This is a genomic window from Neptuniibacter caesariensis (assembly GCF_000153345.1).
Lineage (GTDB): Bacteria > Pseudomonadota > Gammaproteobacteria > Pseudomonadales > Balneatricaceae > Neptuniibacter > Neptuniibacter caesariensis.
In genome coordinates this window covers 462,743-488,130 of the sequence record NZ_CH724125.1, presented here as the reverse complement: position 1 = coordinate 488,130, position 25,388 = coordinate 462,743, and the positions used below count along the sequence as shown (strand labels likewise).

The 25,388-nt window shown below is 46.7% G+C and carries 27 protein-coding genes; 7 read left to right on the top strand and 20 right to left on the bottom strand.

What is annotated here, in order from left to right; translation table 11 throughout:
• The first annotated feature begins 17 nt into the window (after nt 1-17).
• The 4 genes from MED92_RS02390 to MED92_RS18345 all read left to right on the top strand — a co-directional run bounded on the left by MED92_RS02390 (nt 18) and on the right by MED92_RS18345 (nt 5,718).
• On the top strand, nt 18-440 hold the full coding sequence (locus MED92_RS02390; protein ID WP_007019877.1) for a hypothetical protein: 423 nt from the start codon (nt 18-20) through the stop codon (nt 438-440).
• A 195-nt stretch (nt 441-635) separates the two neighbouring features.
• Nucleotides 636-1,730: an efflux RND transporter periplasmic adaptor subunit gene (locus MED92_RS02385; protein ID WP_007019876.1), complete on the top strand. Its 1,095-nt coding sequence runs from the start codon at nt 636-638 to the stop codon at nt 1,728-1,730.
• A gap of 2 nt (nt 1,731-1,732) precedes the next feature.
• Entirely contained in the window at nt 1,733-4,810 is a 3,078-nt protein-coding gene (locus MED92_RS02380; RefSeq protein ID WP_007019875.1) for an efflux RND transporter permease subunit, read from the top strand.
• Complete coding sequence (locus MED92_RS18345; protein ID WP_007019874.1) at nt 4,807-5,718, top strand: LysR family transcriptional regulator; 912 nt, start codon at nt 4,807-4,809, stop codon at nt 5,716-5,718. The genes MED92_RS02380 and MED92_RS18345 overlap by 4 nt, the downstream gene beginning before the upstream one ends.
• A 40-nt stretch (nt 5,719-5,758) precedes the next feature.
• Here the strand turns inward: MED92_RS18345 and MED92_RS02370 are convergent, their stop codons facing one another.
• The 16 genes from MED92_RS02370 to MED92_RS02295 all read right to left on the bottom strand — a co-directional run bounded on the left by MED92_RS02370 (nt 5,759) and on the right by MED92_RS02295 (nt 19,955).
• Nucleotides 5,759-6,157 (bottom strand): DUF2750 domain-containing protein, encoded by a 399-nt coding sequence (locus tag MED92_RS02370; protein WP_007019873.1) that lies wholly within the window; start codon nt 6,155-6,157, stop codon nt 5,759-5,761.
• A 75-nt stretch (nt 6,158-6,232) separates the two neighbouring features.
• Nucleotides 6,233-7,465 (bottom strand): patatin-like phospholipase family protein, encoded by a 1,233-nt coding sequence (locus MED92_RS02365; RefSeq protein WP_007019872.1) that lies wholly within the window; start codon nt 7,463-7,465, stop codon nt 6,233-6,235.
• 211 nt (nt 7,466-7,676) lie between these two features.
• Nucleotides 7,677-7,880: a HupE/UreJ family protein gene (locus MED92_RS02360; protein WP_007019871.1), complete on the bottom strand. Its 204-nt coding sequence runs from the start codon at nt 7,878-7,880 to the stop codon at nt 7,677-7,679.
• A gap of 13 nt (nt 7,881-7,893) precedes the next feature.
• Nucleotides 7,894-8,541 (bottom strand): urease accessory protein UreG, encoded by a 648-nt coding sequence (ureG, locus tag MED92_RS02355; protein ID WP_007019870.1) that lies wholly within the window; start codon nt 8,539-8,541, stop codon nt 7,894-7,896.
• A 20-nt stretch (nt 8,542-8,561) separates the two neighbouring features.
• Complete coding sequence (locus tag MED92_RS02350; RefSeq protein WP_007019869.1) at nt 8,562-9,248, bottom strand: urease accessory protein UreF; 687 nt, start codon at nt 9,246-9,248, stop codon at nt 8,562-8,564.
• Nucleotides 9,229-9,672 (bottom strand): urease accessory protein UreE, encoded by a 444-nt coding sequence (ureE, locus tag MED92_RS02345; RefSeq protein ID WP_007019868.1) that lies wholly within the window; start codon nt 9,670-9,672, stop codon nt 9,229-9,231. The genes MED92_RS02350 and ureE overlap by 20 nt, the downstream gene beginning before the upstream one ends.
• A 26-nt stretch (nt 9,673-9,698) precedes the next feature.
• Nucleotides 9,699-11,405 (bottom strand): urease subunit alpha, encoded by a 1,707-nt coding sequence (gene ureC, locus MED92_RS02340; RefSeq protein WP_007019867.1) that lies wholly within the window; start codon nt 11,403-11,405, stop codon nt 9,699-9,701.
• Nucleotides 11,402-11,728, bottom strand: coding sequence for an urease subunit beta (locus MED92_RS02335; protein ID WP_007019866.1), 327 nt, complete (start codon nt 11,726-11,728; stop codon nt 11,402-11,404). Before MED92_RS02335 ends, ureC begins: the two co-directional genes overlap by 4 nt.
• Nucleotides 11,729-11,738: 10 nt before the next feature.
• Nucleotides 11,739-12,041 (bottom strand): urease subunit gamma, encoded by a 303-nt coding sequence (locus tag MED92_RS02330; protein ID WP_007019865.1) that lies wholly within the window; start codon nt 12,039-12,041, stop codon nt 11,739-11,741.
• Nucleotides 12,042-12,054: 13 nt separating this feature from the next.
• Nucleotides 12,055-12,957 carry an urease accessory protein UreD gene (locus MED92_RS02325; protein WP_007019864.1) on the bottom strand — a complete coding sequence of 301 codons (903 nt, stop codon included), beginning with the start codon at nt 12,955-12,957 and terminating at the stop codon, nt 12,055-12,057.
• A gap of 9 nt (nt 12,958-12,966) precedes the next feature.
• Complete coding sequence (gene urtE, locus MED92_RS02320; RefSeq protein ID WP_007019863.1) at nt 12,967-13,662, bottom strand: urea ABC transporter ATP-binding subunit UrtE; 696 nt, start codon at nt 13,660-13,662, stop codon at nt 12,967-12,969.
• Entirely contained in the window at nt 13,659-14,492 is an 834-nt protein-coding gene (gene urtD, locus MED92_RS02315; RefSeq protein ID WP_007019862.1) for an urea ABC transporter ATP-binding protein UrtD, read from the bottom strand. The genes urtE and urtD overlap by 4 nt, the downstream gene beginning before the upstream one ends.
• Nucleotides 14,489-15,646: an urea ABC transporter permease subunit UrtC gene (gene urtC / locus MED92_RS02310; RefSeq protein WP_007019861.1), complete on the bottom strand. Its 1,158-nt coding sequence runs from the start codon at nt 15,644-15,646 to the stop codon at nt 14,489-14,491. Before urtC ends, urtD begins: the two co-directional genes overlap by 4 nt.
• Complete coding sequence (gene urtB / locus MED92_RS02305) at nt 15,643-17,244, bottom strand: urea ABC transporter permease subunit UrtB (RefSeq protein WP_007019860.1); 1,602 nt, start codon at nt 17,242-17,244, stop codon at nt 15,643-15,645. Before urtB ends, urtC begins: the two co-directional genes overlap by 4 nt.
• Nucleotides 17,245-17,437: 193 nt before the next feature.
• Nucleotides 17,438-18,724 (bottom strand): urea ABC transporter substrate-binding protein, encoded by a 1,287-nt coding sequence (gene urtA, locus MED92_RS02300; protein WP_007019859.1) that lies wholly within the window; start codon nt 18,722-18,724, stop codon nt 17,438-17,440.
• Between the two features lie 331 nt (nt 18,725-19,055).
• The gene (locus MED92_RS02295; RefSeq protein WP_007019858.1) at nt 19,056-19,955 is read right to left on the bottom strand and encodes an aspartoacylase; all 900 of its coding nucleotides are present in this window, start codon (nt 19,953-19,955) and stop codon (nt 19,056-19,058) included.
• Between the two features lie 235 nt (nt 19,956-20,190).
• Here MED92_RS02295 and MED92_RS02290 point away from each other — a divergent pair, with 235 nt between their 5' ends.
• Both MED92_RS02290 and MED92_RS02285 read left to right on the top strand, forming a co-directional pair.
• Entirely contained in the window at nt 20,191-21,120 is a 930-nt protein-coding gene (locus tag MED92_RS02290; protein WP_007019857.1) for a universal stress protein, read from the top strand.
• A 35-nt stretch (nt 21,121-21,155) separates the two neighbouring features.
• Entirely contained in the window at nt 21,156-21,593 is a 438-nt protein-coding gene (locus MED92_RS02285) for a phosphate-starvation-inducible PsiE family protein (RefSeq protein ID WP_007019856.1), read from the top strand.
• Nucleotides 21,594-21,688: 95 nt separating this feature from the next.
• Here the strand turns inward: MED92_RS02285 and MED92_RS02280 are convergent, their stop codons facing one another.
• Entirely contained in the window at nt 21,689-21,916 is a 228-nt protein-coding gene (locus MED92_RS02280) for a DUF1330 domain-containing protein (protein ID WP_238321483.1), read from the bottom strand.
• Nucleotides 21,917-21,925: 9 nt separating this feature from the next.
• Nucleotides 21,926-22,243 (bottom strand): hypothetical protein, encoded by a 318-nt coding sequence (locus tag MED92_RS02275; RefSeq protein ID WP_007019853.1) that lies wholly within the window; start codon nt 22,241-22,243, stop codon nt 21,926-21,928.
• A gap of 120 nt (nt 22,244-22,363) precedes the next feature.
• On the opposite strand from MED92_RS02275, the gene MED92_RS02270 reads away from it, so the two are divergent.
• On the top strand, nt 22,364-22,825 hold the full coding sequence (locus tag MED92_RS02270; RefSeq protein WP_007019852.1) for a YkvA family protein: 462 nt from the start codon (nt 22,364-22,366) through the stop codon (nt 22,823-22,825).
• Nucleotides 22,826-22,929: 104 nt separating this feature from the next.
• Here the strand turns inward: MED92_RS02270 and rsgA are convergent, their stop codons facing one another.
• Both rsgA and MED92_RS02260 read right to left on the bottom strand, forming a co-directional pair.
• Complete coding sequence (rsgA, locus tag MED92_RS02265; protein WP_007019851.1) at nt 22,930-24,000, bottom strand: ribosome small subunit-dependent GTPase A; 1,071 nt, start codon at nt 23,998-24,000, stop codon at nt 22,930-22,932.
• A gap of 294 nt (nt 24,001-24,294) precedes the next feature.
• Nucleotides 24,295-25,356: an alcohol dehydrogenase family protein gene (locus tag MED92_RS02260; protein ID WP_007019850.1), complete on the bottom strand. Its 1,062-nt coding sequence runs from the start codon at nt 25,354-25,356 to the stop codon at nt 24,295-24,297.
• Nucleotides 25,357-25,388 lie beyond the last annotated feature (32 nt).

Sequence of the window (25,388 nt, the reverse complement as noted above, 5' to 3'; positions counted from 1 at the left end):
TTGCAAGGTAAACCGTAATGATCATTCAAAATCAATCAGATATGAATCAGGCTTGGGAACCACATGGAGATAGCCGCGTTTACTGGGAAAAAAATATACTCATTATGGAGCTATCGGATGGGTTTAATATTGAAGGGGCTTTAGTATGTATCAATAAAGCAAAAGCGCTAATTGAAACTCGTGAAGTTCTTTATTGGGCATTTCTTATTAAACTTGGGAATGATGATACTTTGTTGCCCCCTGATGCTCTGCATGACGTAGAACAATTCTTTGCATGGTGCCAAAGAGAAGGATGCTCAGCAGTGGCTTATACCATTCATAACACAGTCCAGCAGTACATTATAAACCAGCTATTTAAGGATTCTGAGCTGCCTTGTGAGCAACTGAAACAAGAAGCCGCGGCGCGGGAATGGCTTAATGAACGACTTATACCTATTTGAAGTGTGCAATGAGGTTCGACGCCATTTAATAGACCGATTAAACGGCACTTCTATAGATAAACTAAACCTAAAAACAACCTCCTGATATTTACTTAATGGATATCATATATCTGTTTTTCACTATGTTATCCATTTATCTATTCAAATATAGTTCACGAATATCAGTTATCCACTCCATACATAAAGGTACTCAACATGAGCGTTCGCGGGCTTTTTTTAGCATCTCTACTGGCGGGAATCTCTAGTACAGCCTTAGCTAATGAACTTACATCTTTGCAAGAGGAGATCGTTCGTCCAGCTAAACTGATGACCATTCAGGACCCTGCTTCGCAATCTGTACGTACATTTCCTGGAGAAGTGAAAGCTACAGCACGAACAGAACTCGCATTTAGAGTTTCCGGTGAATTGATAGCACTGAAAGTTAGCGAAGGTGAAGAGGTCAAAAAAGATCAGCTACTGGCCAGGATTGACCCTACCGATTACGACGTGACACTTCAGCGTTACGAAGCAGAATATAAATTGGCCAAACAACAGTTTGAGCGAATTAAAACCATGCTTCAACGCAAACTTGTATCGCAATCTCAATACGACGAAAAAGCCGCAGAACTCAGTATTACCCGCGCTGCCCTCCGCCAGGCTCGACTTAATCGAAAATACACCGAGATTCATGCCCCTTATGATGGTGTAATCTCGCAACGCCTGGTGGAAAATTTTCAGAACCTGCAAGCTAAACAACCTGTCCTGATCCTTCAGTCTAACAACAAACTCGATATAGAATTTCAGCTTTCTGAAGCGATCATTTCTCAACAAACACGCCCTGAAGCGCTGAACTATCAAGCTGATGTAGTTTTTGACGTAATACCAGACAAAATCTTTAAAGCGGTTTATCGAGAAAGGACCACCGAAGCGGATCCTGCAACGGGTGCTTATACCATTACCCTAACCATGCCTAAACCTGTGTCGCTCCAGATTTATCCGGGTATGGCAGCCAGTGTTAGTGTCGATCTCAGTAAAGTCTTTTTCATCGAACAAAGCGGCTTTGTCCTTCCAGTAGAAGCAGTGATCTCAGATGAAACTCAACCACTTAATTCAACAAAAAGACAAATATGGAAAGTTGATCCGGAGACCATGCGTGTCCATCGTGCTGATGTCGAAGTTGGCAATATCACATCCAAAGGTCTGCAAGTGACTTCCGGTCTTGATGTCGGTGATATTGTTGTCGTTGCAGGCGCTAATTATATGCGTGAAGGTATGAAAGTACGTCAGTGGGAACGTGAGCGAGGGCTTTAATTATGAACAGTGCTGAATATTTCATAAGCCACAAAGTTTCCAGTTGGGTTTTTGCTCTGATACTCGGTTTAGGTGGAGCTTTTGCTTTTTTCGGGCTTGGGCAGTTGGAAGATCCTCCCTTTACGATTAAAGAGGCGATGGTTATTACTTCGTATCCTGGAGCATCTGCTCAGCAGGTCGAAGAGGAAGTGACTTACCCTCTTGAAAACCAGATTCAGCAATTAGCCTGGGTAGATAAAGTTAAATCTATCTCATCTCCCGGTTTGTCACAGATCACCGTTGAAATTAAGAGTATCTATGCAGGTGATGCATTACGCCAGATCTGGGACGAGCTACGTCGTAAAATTACCGACCACCATTCCAAACTCCCTCCTGGTGTTAACACACCATGGGTAAATGATGATTTTGGGGACGTTTTTGGTGTTCTGCTTGCGATCACGGGTGATGGTTATAACTACGAAGAGCTCAACGATTACACAGACTTTCTCAGGCGTGAACTTGTCCTAGTGGATGGCGTCAGTAAGGTCAATGTTTCCGGCAATCAACGTGAACAAGTAAATGTAGAGATATCTCGTATCCGTTTGAATACATTAGGCATTTCACTCGATAGAATTTACGATTTGCTCGCCACCCAAAACGTAGTTTCCAATGCAGGGTCTGTGCGTGTTGGAAGCGAATACATCCGTATCTCCCCAACCGGTGAGTTTAATGACGTTTCTGAGCTTGGTCGCTTAATTATTAGTGAGGCTGGATCATCCGAGTTAATTCGTCTGGCAGATGTCGCCGAAATCAAACGGGGCTATGCTGAAATTCCCGACAACCTTGTTTCCTATAATGGTAATCCGGCCCTGCACTTGGGTATCTCATTTACCAGCGGCGTTAACGTTGTTGAAGTAGGTAAAGCGATAACGGCCAAGCTCACGGAGCTTGAATACGCCCGCCCTATTGGTATGGAGATTTTCACGCTTTATAACCAGCCTACAGAAGTTGATAACTCAGTCAGTAACTTTTTATATAACCTGCTCGCTGCGGTAGCCATTGTTGCCGTGGTTTTACTGGTATTTATGGGTATTCAGAGTGGTTTGTTGATCAGCTCAATACTGATGTTGACCATTCTCGGTACCTTCATATTTATGCAGGTACTGGATATTAATCTGCAACGTATCTCACTTGGCGCGTTGATAATCGCCCTGGGGATGCTGGTTGATAATGCCATCGTGGTCACAGAGGGCATTATTATTAACATCAAACGTGGTTATAGCCGACTTGAAGCGGCTAAACAGGTTGTGACTCAAAACCAGTGGCCTCTATTGGGTGCCACCATTATTGCTGTTATCGCCTTTGCGCCAATCGGCCTGTCACCTGATGCAACCGGCGAGTTTGCAGGATCTCTATTCTGGGTATTATTGATTTCGCTCATGCTATCCTGGGTCACTGCAATAACGCTAACACCCTTTTTCTGCCATATATTATTTAAAGAGAATGACATAGATGCAGAAACTGATGCAGTCGATCCCTATAAAGGCTTTATCTTCACTATCTATAAAGCTCTGCTCGATCTTTGTATGCGCTGGCGCTTAGCCACTATAGTTGTCGTCATTGTTGCAACGATGGCATCGATAGCGGGCTTTTCTCAGGTCCGCCAGGCTTTCTTCCCGCCGTCTACTACCGCGATGTTTCTCGTCGATTATTGGCGCATCCAAGGTACCGATATACGTGCGACAGCTGAAGATATGCGTCAATTAGAGAACTGGCTCTTAACCGATGAACGTATTGAGTACGTGGCCACAACCACGGGCCAGGGTGCGCAACGGTTTATGCTGACATACGGTCCCGAAAAACAGTACGCGGCCTATGGGCAGTTGATGGTACGTACTGTTGATAATAAGGTCATTGATGCAGTACTCCATGATTTGGATCACCATCTAAAAGCACAGTTTGCTGAGGCTGAGTTTAAACTCAAACGTCTCGAAATTGGCCCCTCAACCGATGCTAAGATTGAATTAAGAATCAGCGGTGCAGACCCTGATGTGCTGCGCGGAATTGCGGCTCAGGCTGCTGACGTATTTCGGGAAGATCCTTCTGCAATCAACATTCGTCATGACTGGCGCGAACGGACCAAACTGATAAGGCCGCAGTTCCTTGAAGCACAGGCACGACGTGCCGGTATCAGCAAACAGGATCTAGACAGCATGCTGCAGATGAATTTCAGCGGCGAAACAATTGGCCTGTACCGTGATGGAACCACTCTGTTACCTATCATCGCTCGTACGCCAGACAAAGAGCGGTTAAATATTGATAATCTTCAGGATCTTACGATCTGGAGCCCGCGTTATCAGAACTGGGTACCGGTAGATCAGGTTGTGGGGAGCTTTGATGTCGTCTGGGAAGATTCTTTAATTATCCGTCGTGACCGTAAACGTACGCTAACACTCATGACCGATCCGAACCTGTTCAGTACCGATACCGCAGCCGCTTTATTAACGCGTATTAAACCTCAGATTGAGCAGATCAATCTGCCGACCGGGTACAGTATTCAGTGGGGCGGAGAATATGAAAGCTCAAGGGATGCTCAGAAACCGATATTTACAGCGATGCCTCTGGGTTTTCTGGCGATGTTCTTGATCACCATTTCCCTGTTTAACTCAGTTCGTAAGCCTCTGGTTATTTGGGCGACTGTGCCCTTAGCTATAACCGGGGTAACATTAGGCTTGCTGGCATTAGATCTTCCGTTTGGATTTATGGCAATGCTGGGATTCCTCAGCTTATCAGGCATGCTGCTAAAAAATGGTATCGTTTTGCTCGACCAGATCAATATTGAACTGGATTCAGGAAAAGAGCCCTACGCTGCTGTTTTTGAATCAGCCGTTTCACGTGTACGCCCAGTTTGTATGGCGGCGATCACCACCATATTAGGTATGATTCCTTTACTATTTGATGATTTTTTTGCCAGTATGGCTGTAGTCATTAGTTTTGGGTTGGGCGTTGCAACGGTACTTACTCTGATCGTGGTCCCGGTACTTTATGCAATGGCTTATAGAATCAAATACCGTTCGCCGTCCGATATGAGGGATATATGAAGCCGGATGACTTAAGTAAAGTCGATTTGCGCCTTTTAGTTGCATTTAACGCGCTCATGGAGGAGCGCAGTGTAACCCGCGCAGCAGACCGCCTAGATTCGTCACAGCCGGCAATGAGCCGAAATCTGCGTCAACTTAGGGACCTTTTCGGCGATGAACTGTTCAGTCGCCAGTCCCATGGTTTGTCTCCCAGCCCAAGAGCTGAACAACTGCATCAACAGTTACAGCCTCTGCTGGATGATATTCTAAGGCTTGTATCACCGGTACAGTTAGACCCAGCAAAACTAGAGCGCACTTTTAACATCAGCATGATTGACCCCATCTCCCAAGGGCTAATCACGCCTCTTTTGGAATATCTGGCAGAACATGCACCGGGGGTTAAACTGATAGTGCGCAATCTGGAAAGTTACAGTATGGACGATCTGATTGCCGGACAACTGGACTTTATTATCAATTTTGGCAACGAAGCGCCTGCGAATATTCACTCTCGCCTAATCGCCAACGAGCTACCCGTCTGTATGTTAAGCCACACCCACCCTATGGCCGATCTTCCTGAGATGGATCAGGCAACCTATCGACGGCAGCGGCATGTCGACTTTATCGTTCATGGCTTTTCCGGCCATGAGCTTCCCGATTGGTTATTTACCGATAGAGAGATTTTTCTGGAAACCAATAACATGGTCACCGCGCTAAACGCTATCTGTGACTCGGAAATGGTGATGATCGGTGGATCACTCATATCGCAACGATCACCCAGATCAGATGAGCTTACAAGAATACCTTTTATATCTGATCAGCCTATTCCTGAAGTACCTATTCGATTGCTATGGCATAGTCGCTACCATGATGATGCGGCACATCGCTGGATGCGAGAAGTGATCGATAATGCTTTTAACCAACCACGTTAACAATCTAAATTATTAACATCGACCTTTATAGATCAATGGGTTACGACCCATTTTTCTTGGCGACCTTCTGTTCTTTTTTACGCAGAGCCGCATCAAGGTCATCTGCATATGCGATCACTCCGTCCTGATCTTCAATCGGGCAGATGACCACCGCAAAACCATCATCTTCAAGCCCCGGCGTCCAATTGCTATACCACTTACTAAGTGGAATCGCCTCAGCTTTGCACTCACCCCACTCTTCCGTCGCCCAGGCCTCCGCAAGTTCCTGACTGGGCCATACAGGCACACAATCTTCGTCTTCGGTATTCAGCATAACGCTGCCGTAATGGTCCATGAGAATCCAGATCTGTTGTTGCGCAACAGCCTCAGAGACGAAATGGAAATACAATTGTTCAGAATCCATTTTTAGGATTGAGGCAATATCAGATGGTTGAGACATAGCGATTCCAATAAGGAGTAAAAAGTGGAGGATAATGGAGACGGGAAAGGGAGTCTAGCCTCCATCCTCGCATCATCAAGCTTTCAATAGCGCGGCTCGGGTTTGTTTATAGTTTTCCCAGTCAAATGTCTGAAGAAATTCTTTAGCTGCCTCAACCCCACGTGCAAAAAGGTCTACTTTTGCGTCATCCTCTAACGAAAAATTCAACCAGTGGTGATGCCCAGTGGGTATCTCTTTAACGACTTGTTTGTAATCCGGGTTGGCTCGAATAAACTCATCATCCGCATCAGACCGCATCAGGCTGACAGTTCCACCAAAAAGCTTTACCAGGCTATCAATCTTAGTAGGTTCGCCTTTCTCAACACCCAGCTTGATACCAAATGTTGGCATTCTTGGAATACTCGCCTGAGTATGGAAAGCGGCAATAGGAAAGTTTGATATTACCCCACCATCAATAAAGACTGCCTCATCAGGTACAGTTCCTGAATGCCCTCGTTTTTCCCACTCCTCTTTTATGAATTTAGACCGAGGTAACCCCTTTATCCGGTAGGGTTCAAAAAACACTGGCACTGACATCGATGCTCTAACAAAATCAGCGGGATTAGCTTCATCAATATCAAGGTACAACAACTCACCATCAGGCTCAGGTAGAGTTAACTTGGTCGTTGTCGAAACTTCAGCAGCAACCACTTTAAGTTGAGGAGACCAGCTCTCTTCGGAAACAGGCGTCTCAGCGAAACCTTCCTCATCACATTTAGCTAATCCGTCAATGGGTATATTCATCTGCGCTTTAAGCTGTGCCCAATTACGTATTCCATACTGCTTCATCGAGTCGGTTACCCACTGATGAAATCTGAGCCCAGGATTTAAACCTAAATCACTCAGCACCCCACCAAATACAGAAAAAATAACCGGCATCACAACAGAGCCTTCGAGCATCCCTGAAACTGCAAGCTTCCCCGCCGGGTTTCCATCCTGAAACTCCGCCATTGGCATATCCGCCACCACTTTAACCATATGTGTGCTTTTTGCTTCATTAGGCGCACCGACCACCTGTAAAAACAGTGCGTTGATAGCCCCAGCTGATGTACCTGCGGTTGATCGGAAGCGAATACCCGCTTGTTCTAACGCATAGGTGTACCCCACAAGGGCTAGTCCAAGTACTCCTCCTCCCTCCATCACAAGATCAACATACTGAAACCCTTCAGCATCCTGGATATCAGAGAAACGTTTACTCTGACTGATCAGCTTGATTTGTTCGATATGCTCAAGAACCCGAGCGTTTTGGGTGAAAACAGAAGTGCCCATGGATCATCTCTCCTTGATTAATTATATGGACATGACTCCCTGGTATTGCTCAACCTATGCCCTGTTTTAATATCCTTACTGTATAGAGAATTACAGCAATATTGAATAAATACTGCACAACAGAATGAGCTAGATGACGAAAGGTGGCATGAGGATTGACGAAAAATGAAGCCCGACTGGAATCAATCGGGCACAACAGTAGCAACCACTATCAGCTGCGTTTCGTTGAGGCTTTACGAATGAAATAGATCAAACCAGCAGCGACTACTCCTGAAGCCAGCAGATGGTCAGGTTCCGTCATAAAATGGATAAGACCCTTTAATACACTGGTTTGCTCTGAGCCATCATGCGCCGTAGCTGTCGTCGAAGAAAGAGCGATCAGCGCGAGTGAAAATATAGACATATAATTTTTCATGTAAGTTTCCTCTTTAGACAACCGCTTTAGCTGGCGGTAGTTCTTTAGCTTCTAACATACCTTCAGTAATGATGAACTGGATAATATCGTCTAAGCCTTTAGCTTGTTTAAGGTTTGAGAATACAAATGGACGATCACCGCGCATCTTCGTCGCATCCTGATCCATAACATCCAATGAAGCCCCAACCAAAGGTGCAAGATCGATCTTATTGATAATCAGAAGATCCGATTTCGTGATACCCGGGCCGCCTTTACGAGGGATCTTATCGCCCGCTGAAACATCAATCACATAGATAGTCAGGTCTGATAGCTCCGGGCTAAACGTTGCGCTCAGGTTATCACCGCCACTTTCAACAAAAACTACGTCCAGGGCACCGTGACGATCGATCAATTGGTCAATAGCTGCCAGGTTCATCGATGCATCCTCACGGATTGCGGTATGTGGGCAGCCCCCGGTTTCCACACCAATGATACGATCGGTATCCAGTGCTTCATGACGTGTTAGAAACTTCGCATCTTCCTGGGTATAGATATCATTAGTCACAACGGCAATATCATAGTGATGACGCATAGCCGCACAAAGTGATCTTAAAAGTGCTGTCTTACCGGAACCGACTGGGCCACCGACACCGACACGTAATGTTTGTTTTGGTTTACTCATTTTTTCCTCCTGTTACCCCGTTAAGAACGGAATAAACGTGAATACTGTTGTTCGTGCAGCGCGCTTGCGATGGCAAGTGCTGGCAAGCCTGCACCAATGTGATCTTCTTCAATTGTCTGAGCTATGCTGATCGCTTCACTGATCACCGGCTGAAGCTCGCCGAGTAAGATCTGCGATTGTGTTTGGCCTAATGGAACCAGTTTTGTTGCCGCGGCAACCTGGTTTTCTACCCACGCCCAACTGAAACCCAACATGGCCGTTTCCGTATTAATCCTCCAATGCACAGCAGCAATAGCGAAAAGCGTGACAAAACTGACATCTTCTGCACTGGGGCCATGGGCAAAGGGTTGCGGAACATCAAGACTATTCAGAAGGCGCACCAGGGCCTCTCCCATTGCGGTATCTGTCAGGCGAAGTTCTTTGGTTTCCCGACACGCCAGAGCCAGATCATTCAGTCGGTACAACTCCTCCCGATCATCCTTTTCTGCCGCTTCCATAAACAGCTTAAGTAACGGCAGATCCACCTGAGCGACCGAATGCAGAAGTTGCATCTCAAGCCAGTCATAGACCTGCTCTTTCTTCCTCAACCAACCCGTATCGATGGCATACTCCATCCCCTGTGAGAAGGAATAGCCTCCCACCGGCAAGCTAACACTGCTTAGTTGTAGCAGCCTTATCAGACTGGCATCAGTGGTGGTGATGTCCATGGCTATAGGCTCCGGATTCAGGGACAAAAACAGCTTCTTCATGACTGACAACCAGGCCTAACTGGACCAACATCTCTTCAAGCACATGATCAGGTTTAATTCGCAACCACCGCTCGCCAACCTCCATTTTTGTATGGCGGTTACCCAAGTGGTAACAGGCACGTGCAAAGGTGTGCCAATCATCACAAGAGGCATGGGCAACCGGTTCTTCAGCTCCTTCGACCTTAACAAAACGACCACAATTGGTTTTCAGATACTCACCAACCAGCAGAGGTTTTCCACGGTCCAGAAAGACCCGGACTTCTTCTCCAGACTCACTGGTCAGACGTAAACGTCCTCTGTCACGCTGTTCGTGATTCAAAACCACAACACTGTCCACGTCTTCGTGGCAGTGTGTACCTAAACGTTCATACACTTCTAACATGGGTAAATCTCCACTCAGTACGTTGATTAAAACAGGGTATATAACTGTGCAAGTGGCAGCTCTTCTGCCGGTTCGCAGGTCAGTAACTCACCATCCGCCCGAACCTCATAGGTTTGTGGGTCCACCGTAATATCTGGCATCCAGTCATTGAGGATCATGTCGGACTTAGTGATGTTTCGCGTGTTTTTACAAGCAACCAGACGGCGCTTAAGCCCCAATTCTTCACCGACGTTATTATCCAGCGCGGCTTGGCTGACAAAAGTTACTGAGGTTTTCGCAGGCGCTGAGCCATAAGCGCCAAACATGGGACGATAATGAACCGGCTGAGGTGTAGGAATGGATGCATTTGGATCACCCATTGGCGCTGCGGCAATCATGCCACCCTTGATAATCATTGAAGGTTTAACACCAAAGAAAGCGGGTTTCCAAAGCACCAGATCAGCCAGTTTACCTTCCTCAATGGAACCGATTTCATGGGATACACCATGCGTAATTGCCGGATTGATTGTGTATTTAGCGATATAGCGCTTAGCTCGGAAGTTATCCGTACCGCACTCTTTATCTTCTGCCAATAAGCCAAACTGCACTTTCATTTTGTGGGCGGTCTGCCAGGTACGAGTAACAACTTCACCGACCCGCCCCATCGCCTGAGAATCCGATGAGATCATGCTAAACGCACCACGATCATGGAAGATATCTTCCGCGGCAATGGTCTCCTTACGGATACGTGAATCGGCAAAGGCGACATCTTCCGGAATATTGCTATCCAGATGGTGACAGACCATCAACATATCCAGATGCTCATCCACGGTATTGTGGGTGTAAGGCCGGGTTGGATTGGTTGAAGAGGGCATCACATTTGGATACGCGCAGGCACGAATAATATCCGGAGCATGTCCACCACCCGCCCCTTCAGTGTGGTAGGTATGAATAACCCTCCCTTTAAACGCACCTATGGTGTCATCAACAAACCCTGATTCATTAAGGGTATCGGTATGAATGGCCACCTGAACATCGTATTTCTCGGCTACCGTTAGACAGTTATCGATCGAAGCCGGGGTCGTACCCCAGTCTTCATGAAGTTTCAGGCCGCATGCTCCTGCATTGATTTGCTCTTCCAGAGCATCAGGGAGGCTTGCATTACCTTTACCCAAAAAACCCAGATTCATCGGCATATCGTCGGTAGCTTGTAACATCTTGCCCATATACCAGGGCCCTGGGGTACAAGTCGTCGCATTTGTCCCTGTCGCGGGGCCGGTTCCACCGCCAATCATGGTGGTGACACCGGACATTAACGCTTCTTCGATCTGTTGCGGACAGATGAAATGGATATGCGCATCGATCCCCCCTGCTGTCAGGATAGATCCCTCTCCAGCGATCACTTCAGTACCCGGACCAATAACGATATCGACGTTGTCCTGAACGTCGGGATTACCGGCTTTACCTATCTTGGCAATACGACCTTCTTTAACACCGACATCCGCTTTAACGATTCCCCAGTAATCCAAAATAAGTGCATTAGTGATCACCAGATCCATCGCAATCTCATTGGTGCACTGGCTCTGGCCCATCCCGTCACGGATCACCTTGCCACCACCAAACTTCACTTCGTCACCGTAGGTTGTGTGATCCTTTTCGACCTGAATCCAAAGCTCCGTATCACCCAGACGGACACGATCACCCACGGTAGGCCCAAACATCTGTGCGTAGCTAGTACGATCCATCTGACTCATGATGCACCTCCCTGCTCTTCAAGAGGCCCCATGACATCACCCCTAAACCCATAGATTGTTTTGCTGCCGGCATAAGCCACTAGCTCGACTTCACGCCCCTGACCGGGTTCAAACCGCACGGCAGTACCTGAAGCAATATTCAATCGATAGCCTTTGGCCAGTTCGCGCTCAAAGACCAGGGCTGGATTAACCTCGTAAAAGTGATAGTGGGAACCTACTTGTACCGGACGATCGCCACTATTTTCGACGCGTAAACGAACAGTCTTACGCCCTACATTTAATTCGATACTGCCTTCGGCAGCCTGAATCTCTCCTGGAATCATTGTCACTACCTCAGCTAATGGGGTTATGAACGGTGACCAACTTGGTACCGTCTGGGAAAGTGGCTTCAACCTGCACTTCGTGTATCAGTTCAGGCACCCCATCCATCACTTGTTCTGCACTCAACAGGCTTTTTCCGTAGCTCATCAGTTCAGCGACCGTTTTACCGTCACGTGCCCCTTCAATAATCTCCATCGTGATGTACGCCATCGCTTCCGGGTAATTTAGTTTCAGGCCACGGTTCAGGCGCCGCTCGGCCAAAAGTGCTGCTGTGAACACCAGCAGCTTATCTTTCTCTCTTGGTAACAGTTCCATAGTTATTCTCTCTTCAAGTGGCCCAAATTCGTGGCTCGCAACCATCACGACCGATAAGTTGCGGACGAATCAGTTTCCAGCATTGAGTAAACAGCAAACGTGCAGCCTCAGAGCAGTTGCCCAGATAGCGCACCTGTATAAATTCATCGTTTAGGGTAATCGCGGCGAGATCTTCCGACTCTGAACAACATAAACGGAGGTTATCGATCAGATCAGAGACCGCTTGCCCGGTTACATCTGTTGCGAAATCAAAGGGACCTGCGATCAACAATCCATTAACCGAACAGCCGTTTAATCCTGCTCTGTTGAGCATCAGAGGGTTCTGCTCGGGATTAAGGTTCAGCGCTTCGCGTAACTTAAGACGTTTGTTACGAAACACCTGTAACTGCTGACGAACCTGGCCCCGATCAAATGGCTCATGACTGGCTTGGAGCCCAAAGCACGTGATCTCCCAGGCGATAACGGATGCATCATCGGCTAGCTGAATATCCATTGACAGATCAGTACAGGCATCTGGAAAGATGATGTTTTCAAGCGGTAACCATTCCAGAGTACTACGCGATTGAACATCTAATTGGATGTTTTGTTTTTGCAGAGTACGGTCTGGGCGCGCCCGGTAGACACGACCCGCCCCCGGGGTCGTGATCAATGCCTGAGCATCTGCCTCAGTGGTCACACTGATTTGCAGATCATCACCCGAAACCATGCCACCCGGAGGGTGAAGCAGGTAGAGATGGGCAAGCTCCCGCCCCTCTGGATAAAAAGGTTTCTGAACGTATAACGGTCCTTTGTGGCTGCAGCGGCGCAGAACCGTTCCACGCTCTGTCTTTGCCAAGCCCAGATCCAAAAGTGCCTGCCAGGTACTGTTCGTATCAAACGGCTTGTTCGTATCTGTAGGCGATGTAATTGCGTTCATACCGCCCCCTTATACCGCCAGATACTGTTTGATCAGGTCTTCACTAAGGTTTGCCATTTGATCGCTGGCAACCACACGCCCCTTTTCCATCAGGCGAAACTCTTTACCTACACGGCGGGCAAAGCCAAGCTTCTGTTCGACCAGAATGACGGTCAACCCTTCCTCTTCATTGAGCTTGAGAATGACATCGCCAATCTGCTGAACGATGTTTGGCTGTATCCCTTCATTAGGCTCATCGAGAATCAGCACTTTAGGTTCGATCACCAACGCCCGACCAATTGCCAGCTGCTGTTGCTGACCACCTGAAAGGTCGCCACCACGGCGATGCAGCATCTCTTTAAGCACCGGAAATAGTTCAAATATCTTCTCTGGTATCTCCTTCGCCTTATCCTTTCGGATTGGCAGGCCAATACGCAGATTCTCCTCAACGGTAAGCATCGGAAAGATGTCGCGCCCCTGGGGTACGTACCCTATACCGGCCGGAGCACGAAATTCAGCTGGTTTGTTTTGTAGCGGCTGACCATCTAACAGAATCTCGCCACTCTGAACGGGAAGAAGCCCCATCAGGCATTTCAGCAAGGTGGTTTTCCCGACTCCGTTACGTCCCATGATGCAGGTACATGAACCGGGCTTAATATCCAAATCCAGATCCCAGAGAATCTGGGTGCCACCATAGCGCTGGTTTACTTTAGAGATCTCAATCATGGCGCTTCCCCCAGATAGACTTCGATCACATCAGGGTTGTTTTGCACCTGATCCATTGTCCCCTCCGCCAGCACTGTACCTTGATGCAATACAGTGACTGTTCGGGCAATACTTCGAACAAACTCCATATCATGCTCAACTACGATCACCGTATGATCGCCTGCCAGTGAGGTCAGCAGTTCTGCAGTACGTTCCGTCTCCTGCGCGGTCATTCCGGCAACCGGCTCATCAACCAAAAGCAGCCGAGGCTCCGCCATCAGTAGCATGCCGATCTCGAGCCACTGTTTCTGCCCGTGCGATAACGCCCCTGCCATCATGAAACGCTGCTCTTTTAAGCCGATGATTGCCAAAACCTCATCGATCCGATCGATTTCAGATGGGCTTAATCTGGCAAACAATGTTGGCATCACGCCCTTTTGCTGCTTAAGAGACAGCTCCAGGTTGTCGAATACAGAATGCGCTTCAAATACGGTGGGTTTCTGGAACTTTCTTCCGATTCCCAGATTGGCAATATCCGCTTCATCATGCTGTAAAAGGTTAAGTGTTTGGCCGAAATATACACTTCCGCTATCCGGCGTTGTTTTACCGGTGATAACATCCATGAGCGTCGTTTTACCCGCGCCATTTGCACCGATCAGGCAACGCAATTCACCATCATTTACATACAGGTTCAGATCATTGAGCGCCTTAAAACCATCAAAGCTTAGATTCAGACCTTCAACGTAAAGGATCACATCATGAGAGACATCGACCTCTTTATGATCTTCTTGCAGAAAAGACCAAACACGGTCACGTCGCATCACTTCGCGTACATCAGTTAATGCATTCATGCTTTAGCGTCCTCTGTTGCCTTTGGCTCTAAGGCATGACTACCTGCATTGTTATCAGGTTTATTACCTTTGAATTTATTGAACAGACCCACCAGCCCCTGAGGTAGGAATAGGGTTACCAGAACGAACATCGCTCCCAATGCGAATAGCCAGCCATCAGGCATAATGGCGGTGAACTTGGTTTTCGCATAGTTCACTAGCAACGCCCCCACGATCGCTCCGATCAGTGTGCCTCGACCACCTACAGCAACCCAGATAACTATTTCAATTGAGTTAAGTGGTGAGAACTCACCCGGATTGATAATTCCCACTTGCGGAACATACAAAGCCCCGGCAATGCCAGCGATCATGGCCGAATAGACAAATAACCAAACTTTATAGCGCTCAGTTCGGTAGCCCAGGAAGCGCGCACGGCTCTCACCGTCGCGGATCGCAACGATTACTTTGCCCATTCGGGATTTAAGGATTTTATGGCTGATGATAAAGGTCAGACCTAACAGAAATGCCGTGGTCGCAAACAGTGCAACACGGGTGTTGTCTGACTGCAGATCAAAACCGAGAATATCTTTAAAGTCAGTCAGGCCATTGTTGCCGCCAAAACCCATCTCATTTCGGAAAAACGCAAGCAGCAAGGCATAGGTTAGTGCCTGGGTCATAATCGACAGATAGACCCCCGTCACCCGAGAGCGGAACGCTAACCAACCAAAGATAAATGCCAACGTGCCAGGTATCAAAAGCACCATCAGCATGGCAAACCAGAACTGATCAAATCCATACCAAAACCAAGGAAGCTCGGTCCAGTTAAGGAAGACCATGAAGTCTGGAAGTTCAGGATTACCGTAAACGCCACGATCACCGATCTGACGCATCAGATACATCCCCATGCCATAGCCACCCAACGCAAAGAATGCGCCGTGTCCAAGGCTTAGAATTCCGCAATAGCCCCAGATTACATCAACCGCCAGTGCCAGCATTGCATAACACAAATACTTGCCTAGTAGAGTGATAGTGTATGTACTGACATAGAAGATCGAGTCCTGTGGCATCAGCAGGTTGCCCAGTGACGCCAGCGCGGTCAGGATGACCAGGATCGCGACAAAAGGTGCAACCTTACTATCACCATGTACCCGGGTAAAACGCATTAACTGATTCATTCTGCAGCCCTCCCTTTTTGCGGGAACAGGCCCTTAGGTTTTTTCTGAATAAACAGGATAATAAAGACCAGAACCAGAATGCTGGCCAACACCGCGCCGGTTACCGGTTCCAGGAATTTGTTCGCCACACCTAGTGAGAATGCGGCTACCAGGGTGCCCCACAGGTTGCCGACGCCACCGAACACTACAACCATAAAGGAGTCGATGATGTAGGACTGTCCAAGGTTTGGCCCTACGTTGGTTAATTGACTCAAGGCTACACCGGCGATACCCGCAATACCTGAGCCCAGGCCGAAGGTCATTGCATCCACCCAGTCCGTACGAATACCCATCGCTTTTGCCATACTACGGTTTTGCGATACAGCGCGAACATTCAGACCTAACGAGGTCTTTCTGAGGATGATCAGCAACAAGCCAAACACCAACAAAGCAAACGCCAGAATGTATAAACGGTTCAGAGTCAGACTGAGTACCGGATTAATCTCTAAAGAACCACTCATCCATAGCGGTGACTCCACCTGACGGTTAAGCGGTGAAAACACGGTACGTACCAGTTGCTGCAAAATCAGGCTGATACCAAAGGTCGCTAGCAGCGTTTCCAATGGGCGGCCATGCAGGAACCGGATCACACCCCGTTCGATCAGAATACCGACCAAACCTGAGACAACAAATGCAGCAGGCACGGCTACCAACAATGAGTACTCAATCGCATCTGGCATTAACAGCTGCACCACATAGGTGGTGTATGCACCCAGCATGATCATCTCACCGTGGGCCATGTTAATGACCCCCATCACCCCAAAGGTGATAGCCAGACCAATCGCTGCCAGCAATAAAACAGAACCCAGGCTAAGGCCAAAGAAGAGCTGATCAACAAAATCATAAAACTCGATACGCTCATTGATCTTCTTCAACGCAGCGCCAGCGGCCATTTGTACCTTTTTGTCGGAGTCATTTTCGACCAAATAGGTCAGACTGTTGCGCGCTTCATTTTCCAGGCTTTCAGCTAAACCATTCACGGCAGCCAGTCGTTTTTCTGCAAGCGGGCTTTTACTTTCATAAAGCGCAAATGCCAGCTCTATCGCTTCTTTAACTTCAAGGTTAGTTTCGTCCGGATATACTTTTTTCAGCGTATCGATCGTGCTATCCGTTAAGCTGCCATATAGAGCTTTTATGGCGATTAAACGTTTCTCAGGCTCAGGGCTCTTAATCTGTAAACGGGCAATCGCTTGACGAAGAAAGACACGGAGTTTGTTATTCACCCGAATCTTTTTAATCTCTTTCTTCTTCATAGCGCCCAGTAACTGAGCACTAAAAAGGTCACTTACCAGATAATCACTGCCCTTTTTCTCAACAGCGACAATCTGTTTAGAGGCTTTAACGTAATAAAGTTTGCCTTCAAGCAACGTGGTAAAAAGCGGCAGAAGTTCAGCACCACCGACGGCTTCCAACTGTTCCAGAACAGGCAGGGTTTTTGATAGCTTTACCTCAGCTAATTGTGCAATTAACGCAGCTGAATTAGGCGAGATAGACGATTCATTTGTTGTCTGCTCGTTGGCCTGTACCGAGACAGAGAACAGAGCCAGACAGACGCTCATTATGGCGAACAGGTGTCTCACACAAACGCTCCAGTCATGATGGCACACCCCTGGAATTTTTATTATTTAGGAGTACACATCTGGAATAGGGAGGGCTTTAAATACCTGCGCAAGCAAATAAGTAAAGCCCGTTTGGGGGAGTGCGACAAACCAAACGCTTTGGTTTATCGCTTTCCGTAGGCAATCAGATCGCTTAGTAGTTCTGACCTGAACAGGTCTTAGTCTTAGTGTTGTAGTTGCCGCACTTAACTGGATCCGTCCAGTCAGCAATCAGATCTTTAGAACCCGGCAGGTAGTCAGACCAAGCATCGCCCATCACAATGCTCTCGGTTTCCCATACCACTTCAAACTGGCCATCACCCTGGATCTCACCGATCAGTACCGGTTTACTCAGGTGATGGTTTTTATTCATCACAGCCATACCACCCGTAAGGTTCGGTGATTTCTGACCTATCATCGCCTGACCTACTGCGTCTACTTCAGTCGTGCCCGCCTGAGTTACGGCATTAGCCCACATGTTGAAGCCGATATAGGTCGCTTCCATCGGATCATTCGTTACACGCTCATCGCTGGTGTAGGCTTTCCACTTCTCGATAAATTCTTCATTCGCTTCGTTGTCAACGCTCTGGAAGTAGTTCCATGCAGCCAGATGGCCCACCAGCGGTTTCGTATCGATACCCGACAGTTCCTCTTCACCTACAGAGAAAGCAACAACCGGAATGTCTTCAGAAGAGATGCCCTGGTTACCCAGCTCTTTGTAGAACGGAACGTTTGCATCACCATTGATCGTAGAGACAACGGCAGTTTTCTTACCTGCGCTACCAAACTTCTTCACATCAGAAACGATCGACTGCCAGTCAGAGTGACCGAATGGCGTGTAGTTGATCATGATGTCTTCTTCAGCCACACCCTTAGACTTCAGGTATGCTTCCAGAATCTTGTTTGTTGTACGTGGGTAAACATAGTCAGTACCTGCCAGAACCCAACGCTCTACGCCAAGTTCGTTCATCAGGTAATCAACCGCTGGTACTGCCTGCTGGTTTGGCGCTGCACCTGTGTAGAATACGTTTTTAGAAGATTCTTCACCTTCATACTGAACTGGGTAGAACATTAAACCGTTCAGCTCTTCAATCACTGGCAAAACGGACTTACGTGACACTGATGTCCAGCAACCGAAAATTACATCAACACCTTCTTTGGTGATCAGTTCTCTGGTTTTCTCAGCAAACAGAGGCCAGTTTGACGCAGGGTCTACAACGACAGGCTCAAGTTTTTTGCCCAGCAGGCCGCCTTTTTTGTTCTGCTCTTCGATCATCATCAACACTGTATCTTTCAACGTCGTCTCAGAGATCGCCATAGTCCCGGACAGAGAGTGAAGTACACCGACCTTAATCGTGTCTTCCGCTGCCATTGCGTTAAAGCTCATTACGGTTGCGCCCATCGAAAGCGCAATACCAGCTGCTAGAGTTTTCAGTTTCATCGTGTGCCCTTCCCTTCGTATTAATCGAAAATTGCTGTGCAGTTCAGGGCTCATCATCTTGATTGGCCCCTTTCGTTTTGCATTGCAATAAAGGTAAGGGAAAGCGGTTATCGGAGGTATTCGGTGATTGACGCACAGAGGTACGTCATTTGACGTATATTTGAAATATATTATGCGGGTAAGTTCAGAAAACTGCGGCTGGGTTCGGCTGGGTTCGGCTGGGTTCGGCTGGGTTCGGCTGGGTTCGGCTGGGTTCGGCTGATTAAAGCTTATCAGCCGATACCCAAAACGAAACATCTTATATCAGTATTCTTTCATACCGAATTGTTTATCAACCTTCCTGTTTAAGCTCGATATTAATTTTCTCCATAAAGCTCAAACCAATGTGCTGATCATAATATGCAGCCTCATTTATGAACGCGCCATATACAGCTTTGTCTCCTTGATAAGGGATCGTCTCTCCACCGAGTGTTATAAATAGCGGATCGCCTGGTCGAATCTCTTCATAATCCTTATTCTGAAGATTGGGATGGATCATCGCTGTAATATCCCCCTCCTCGTTTTCCGGCAAGCGTATTTTCTTGGTAAAACGATATCCACCCATCTGCATCGGAAGATCTGGAGTCTGCCCGGTATTCTTCAGCTCCAGATAATCCAAAGCGTGCATAACTGCAGTATGCGTGTCCGAATAGACCTGATAATTCAGTAATCCCTGAGCAATCGGGCCTACCTCAATCAGAAAACCATTTAACCGGCCCAATGAGGTTAGAAAATTATCCTCCAGCCGCTCACTAGGGTTAAAAAACAGCGTAGCCTCAGGCATCTTTTGCTTAATGTAGAAAGCCATACCAACCTGAAGTGGATCATCCGTATTAAATATTAAGGACATCCCCATATTCGCAGTGGTGGTGTGCAGATCAATAATAAAATCGACCCTTGGGTTCTCCTTAGGCCCCAGAATAGCATCCAATGCCTTAGCCCTTTGCTGCTCGCAGCCTTGCAGGCTCTGATTCTTTAGATCATCAATATTGAACTGCCGATTCAGATCCTGATCAATATAACGTCTTACCACTTGATTCGCTTCGGGGTTAGCCAGATGTAACTCTGTTGCGAAACTGTCACGTTTTACTTCTTGTGGGTTTTCAGACCAATGCTTAACAAGATGAACACCGGTTAATTCATTTCCGTGTGTACCACCGGTGATCGCTACATTCTTAATTTGCTCATTCATAAGGTTCTTATACTTCTTCTACTTGCGTTAGGCCTGCACAGATATGCGATTTCAATAAAAGAGGCCTTAGCGTTTGTTCAGCTTTGCCACAAACTAACATTAACGACAGAAATCATCTATCACCAATACGCAGATAGGCTATCTGCGCTTTTTTAGGATTATCCCTCTTATAAAACCTGCTCCTTCCAACCGATGAGCGTTGATAGCATCAAATAAGTATCAGGAGATGAACCCTATGAAGATTAAAAAAATTCTGTTTATAGCAAACGAAAACATTCTGGTTATGGATGACCCTGCATTCCAACGCTGCATGAGAATTGTTGAACGAAATCAGGCGCAGCTTTGTGTAGTGACCGCCATCAAAGAGGAAGATATTCCGGGATTTAATGTCTTGAACCTGGTGTCGTTCGAGAAAGTCAAAAAAGACTATCTGAGCAAAGCCCATGAACAAATTAAGCTTCAGATTCCGATGACCCTGATAGATGAGATCGAGGTAAAAGTCCTTCTTGGAGTTCCCTTTATTGAGATCATCAGAGAGAGCGTCGAGGGGCAGTTCGACATCGTGGTCAAATCGCGAGAGATTCAACAGGAGGCAATCAGCAGCCTGGACCTTCACCTGTTACGTAAATCGCAAATCCCCCTGTTTGTCGAGAAGAAACAGTGCTACGAAACCAGTAACAAAATGATCTGTGCGATTGATCTTAGCCTGGAACAAAATGAGAGCGGTCAGGAGATCAATAACCAGATTATGTCGATTGCCCATAAGCTTTCTGATGCACTGGATCTTGAGATCTTAGTATTGTCCTGCTGGAACTTAAGCGGTGAAGAAAGCCTGCACCGTAACCCTTTCCTACGTGTTGATGATCTGGATCTGGCGAATCTCACTGCTTTGGAAGAAACCAAGAATAAAGAGTTAATGAAAAGCTTTCTGCATCGTTGTGGGCAGAATGAACACCTTTTGATAAAAGGCGAAGCCAGCCATGTCATTTCACAGTTTATGAATACCCAGCATCATAACATTCTGGTGATGGGAACTTTCTCGCGAACCGGGATACCCGGCTATTTGATCGGCAATACCGCAGAAAACATTATTCTAACCACCCATTCATCGATGATTACCGTCAAGCCTACGGGCTTTGTATCACCCGTATTACGCTACCAATAGGAGCTTCAAACCTTAGCAAATAAAGAGAGATAATTATGAAAGAGCATTCAGATGATGTATTAACAAACAGGCTTTATCTGGCAGTGAGGTTCTGTGTAAGAATACTTTCCGTTCTCATGGTGCTTGTCATCATTATGGGAGTTATCGATGTTGGTTGGACGATCTATGAAAAGCTCAATTCACCGCCCGTCTATATACTGACAATCTCAGATATGCTGGCGACCTTCGGCGCGTTTATGGCCGTGCTGATCGCCATTGAGATTCTAATCAATATCACAGTCTATCTGCGGGACGATGTTATTCACGTAAAGATCGTGATGGCAACCGCATTAATGGCTGTAGCGCGAAAAGTGATCGTTTTGGATTTTGAAACAGTTACACCACCCTACATCTATGGCCTGGCGGCAATCGCTATTGCGATGAGTATCGGTTATTGGTTGATCCATAAACTGCCTACTAAGTTACATGAGTAACCATCTGAAATAACGTTTATGGTTTAGAATACCCAGCAATGATATTGATACTCTTCACTGAAGCGTCAAAGAACTCGGTCTTTACAGCCTGATAGTCAGTATCGGCAAAGAATGACTCCTGCGCGTTCTCCGATGGAAAGCGAATGGTGAACACACGGTTTATATCTTCTTCGGATATTCTTTAAGACTTCTGAAACTCGGAAATCATAGCCAAATTCACCACCATAAAACTCCAGAATAGGTCGCATTGCCTCACGGTAGCTTTGGTAAATCTGATCGTCGGTCACTTCAAGCCCAACCAGCATTTCATACATAGCATTCATCCTTAGCCTTCAATACTCGACTTCCACGACTTCATTCGTTACATTATCAACCACCACCGGCGTATCGAAGTAAGTCACCTTAGGCTCTGATCCATACTTTTCCTGAATGAAGGCCTTCCAGCCAGCATCAAACATGGCCTCCGCCGCTGGGCGATTATCCCAAAGGTAGACCCCTGACACCGTACTGCCATCCTCGGAAAGCAGATAATATTTACGAATCAATCCATCTGCCTGCTGATACTTTGGTGCCGAACCAAGGAACAGTGCTTGCCCCTGCTCTTTGGTAACAGGTTCAGGTAACCTGAACTCAGAAATAACGGTTATCATTATATTATCCTGCCGTTAGGATTATTAAGGTACCGAAAAGACGTTTTACTTCACAGGCGTAGAATTTGCCAGTGTTTGTTACCTAACAACCACGTCTTATGAATATTCAGGATACTCAAAATGAAAATCCGACTACCCATAATTAAAGGCAGATCCGCTGCAAAAGAACTCGAAGCAGAGGGCAAAGTAGAGATCATCGACGATGAATTATTAGTCGATGTTCCCGATGTTGATCAGTTGGACACGCGATACAAAGATGCGTACTCGGATGATAGTTTTTGGTCTAAAGCTAAGTCTCAGTTCAAAAATATTGGCGAACAAGGCATCAAGAACGCACTGATTCTATTCTATGCATCGCAAAGCAAAAACCTGAGTCTAAAACATAAAGCAATTCTTTATGGCGCGCTTGGTTATCTGATTACGCTCATCGATGCAGTACCCGATTTAACACCATTCTTTGGCTATACCGATGACCTTACGGTGCTTTCAGCTGCAGTTTATGCCTTGATTGATGTGATCGATGATGAAATTAAAGCAAAGGCTGAGAAGACTTATAACAAACTATTTCATAGTGACGAATAAGGATCAGCCCTCCCTGGCCTGCCCTTTTTTTTATTTGCCTGAACTGTTTTCAACAGGCTTTAGCCGTATGCAGCCGTCCTTAACCGCTTTTGACTGCCATTCAGCTATTCGCCTTTCTTAAAACGACCTGAACTTAGCTTCGCTTGTTTATAAAACTTACCTAAAGCACGATCACTCTGTCGGCGCTCTGCCAGCGTCTCATTATTTCGTGCTTGTTCCACCAATAACTTTTGATAGTTAAACAATCGCCGGGGCTCTAGTCGGCCCGCTTCAACTGCATCAACGACCGTACAACCGGGTTCATTGTGATGGGTACAGTCAGTAAACCGACACCCCCGAGCCAATTCATTGATATCATCAAAAGCGCTATTTATTCCCGCTGCACTATCGACGATCTGAAGCTCGCGCATACCTGGGGTATCAAGCAATAATCCCCCTTGTGGAAGAAGATGCAGACTTCTGGATGTCGTGGTATGCCTGCCCTTACTATCATGCTCCCGAATGGAAGCGGTTTCCTGATCATCACTCCCTTTAAGCCCATTGATCAGCGTTGATTTACCAACCCCGGATGAGCCCACCAGTGCGACCGTTTGCCCAGAAGCAATCCATTGCCTCAGCCCGGCAATCGATTCGGCATCAATTGCATTAACCAACTCCACCGAAAGAGACGGATGGCTGATTTTCAATTGATCCAGATAGACCGATGGATCATTACAAAGATCCATTTTAGTCAGCACTAATACACAATGAATATGGCTTTCAGCAGCAATCGCCAAATAGCGCTCGATGCGATTGAGATTAAAGTCATCATTGCAGGAACTGGTAATAAACAAAGTATCGATATTGGCTGCAATCATCTGAATATATGACTGATGACCCGCCGCTCTTCGCTGTATCCGGGTTTTACGCTCCAACCGTTTTACCGGCTGAAAGTCACTATCCAGCATTAGCCAATCACCTACCGTAGGGTGATCTTCAGGTTCTTCATTACGCCAGTGATAAGTTGAAAGCTGTATTTGCTCAGCCTGATAATCCGAATTCAATCCAATACAGTCGATCAGATTACGCTGTACATTAACCACACGAAAAGGCAGAAGGTTTTCTAGTTCTGTGAGATCTAATTGAGACTGAAAAAAGTGGTTCCAGCCTAAGTCGATTAGGGTGTTAATCTGCATGTTGTCTATCCCAAAAATGCATAACAAAAGGCACATACAAACTTTGTATGCGCAACATTGGGATTCTCGTGAACCCCGGCTACAGGCCGGGTAATTACAGGCGAATTAAGCTAAATGCTCAGAGATGAACAATTAAAAAAGCTTAACTCTGCTTACTCCAAGCCTGTAAATCACGGATAACAATCATGCAAACGCCCCCTTCGGAAATATAAAAATAGAGTGGCTATTATAGGTTAAAAGCCTCATCAAAACAGCTACGGGCCAATAAATGCTGAAAACATGTAAAGCCTGTCTTTAACTGATTTTCAAAACGATTTTCCCTATATGCTTCTTAGTGGCAAACTGGGTTTGAGCCTCATGAATCTCTTCGAGAGGATAAACTTTATCAACCAGCGGTTTAATATCACCCGCCTCTATACGTTTTATAAGATTGGGAAATACTTCAGGCTCAAGGACCGTACAGCCGAAGAAACTCAGATCTTTTAGGTAGAGAGTACGCACATCTAACTGGACCATAGGCCCACCGATTGCGCCAGACACAGCATATCGACCAAATGGTTTCATCACCTCTAACAGCTGCGGCCAGACTTCTCCAGCAACAAGATCGATTACAACATCAACACTATTTTCACCTAATGTCTCTACGAGCGACTGCTCTCGATCGACCACCAGATCAGCGCCAATATTACGGATACCCTCTGCCTTACTGCCAGATGTGATTGCAACAACTCCAGCTCCGCGTGCCTTAGCGAGCTGTATAGCTGCTGAGCCAACGCCACCAGAAGCTCCGGTTATCAGCACCCTATCGCCCGGTTTAACCTTTGCGCGGGTCAGTAGATTTTCAGCTGTTGAATAGGAACAAGGGAACGATGCCAACTCCTCATCGGTCAGATCACATTCAATTACGTGTGCGTGTTTTGCCGATACTTTTGCATACTCGGCGAAACCACCATTGCACTCAGAACCGAAGTACCACGCATGCTGAAGTTTTTTCCCATCGACCTCCCACAAGCTTGGCTCAATCAAAACACGCTTGCCCAGTAGCTGTTTATCAGCCCTCTCCCCTACAGCTACAACTACACCACATACATCAGCCCCTTGAATTAAAGGCAGTTTAAGCGCCGTCCCTGCCCAACTGGCGTCCTCACTATCGTTATCATTTTTTGAGTACCAGCCGATACGGGTATTAAGATCAGTATTATTGACACCAGCAGCCCCCACTTTTATGAGAACATCAGATGCACAAGGTATAGGGGTATCAATCTGTTGATTAAGTACTAGCTGGTCAAGACCACCATGCCCAACCAGCTGAATGCCTTTCATCGTTGAGGGAATCGACTCTAAGTAGTTTGCCATAACGTATTTTGATCACTATTCGGGAAGGTAAG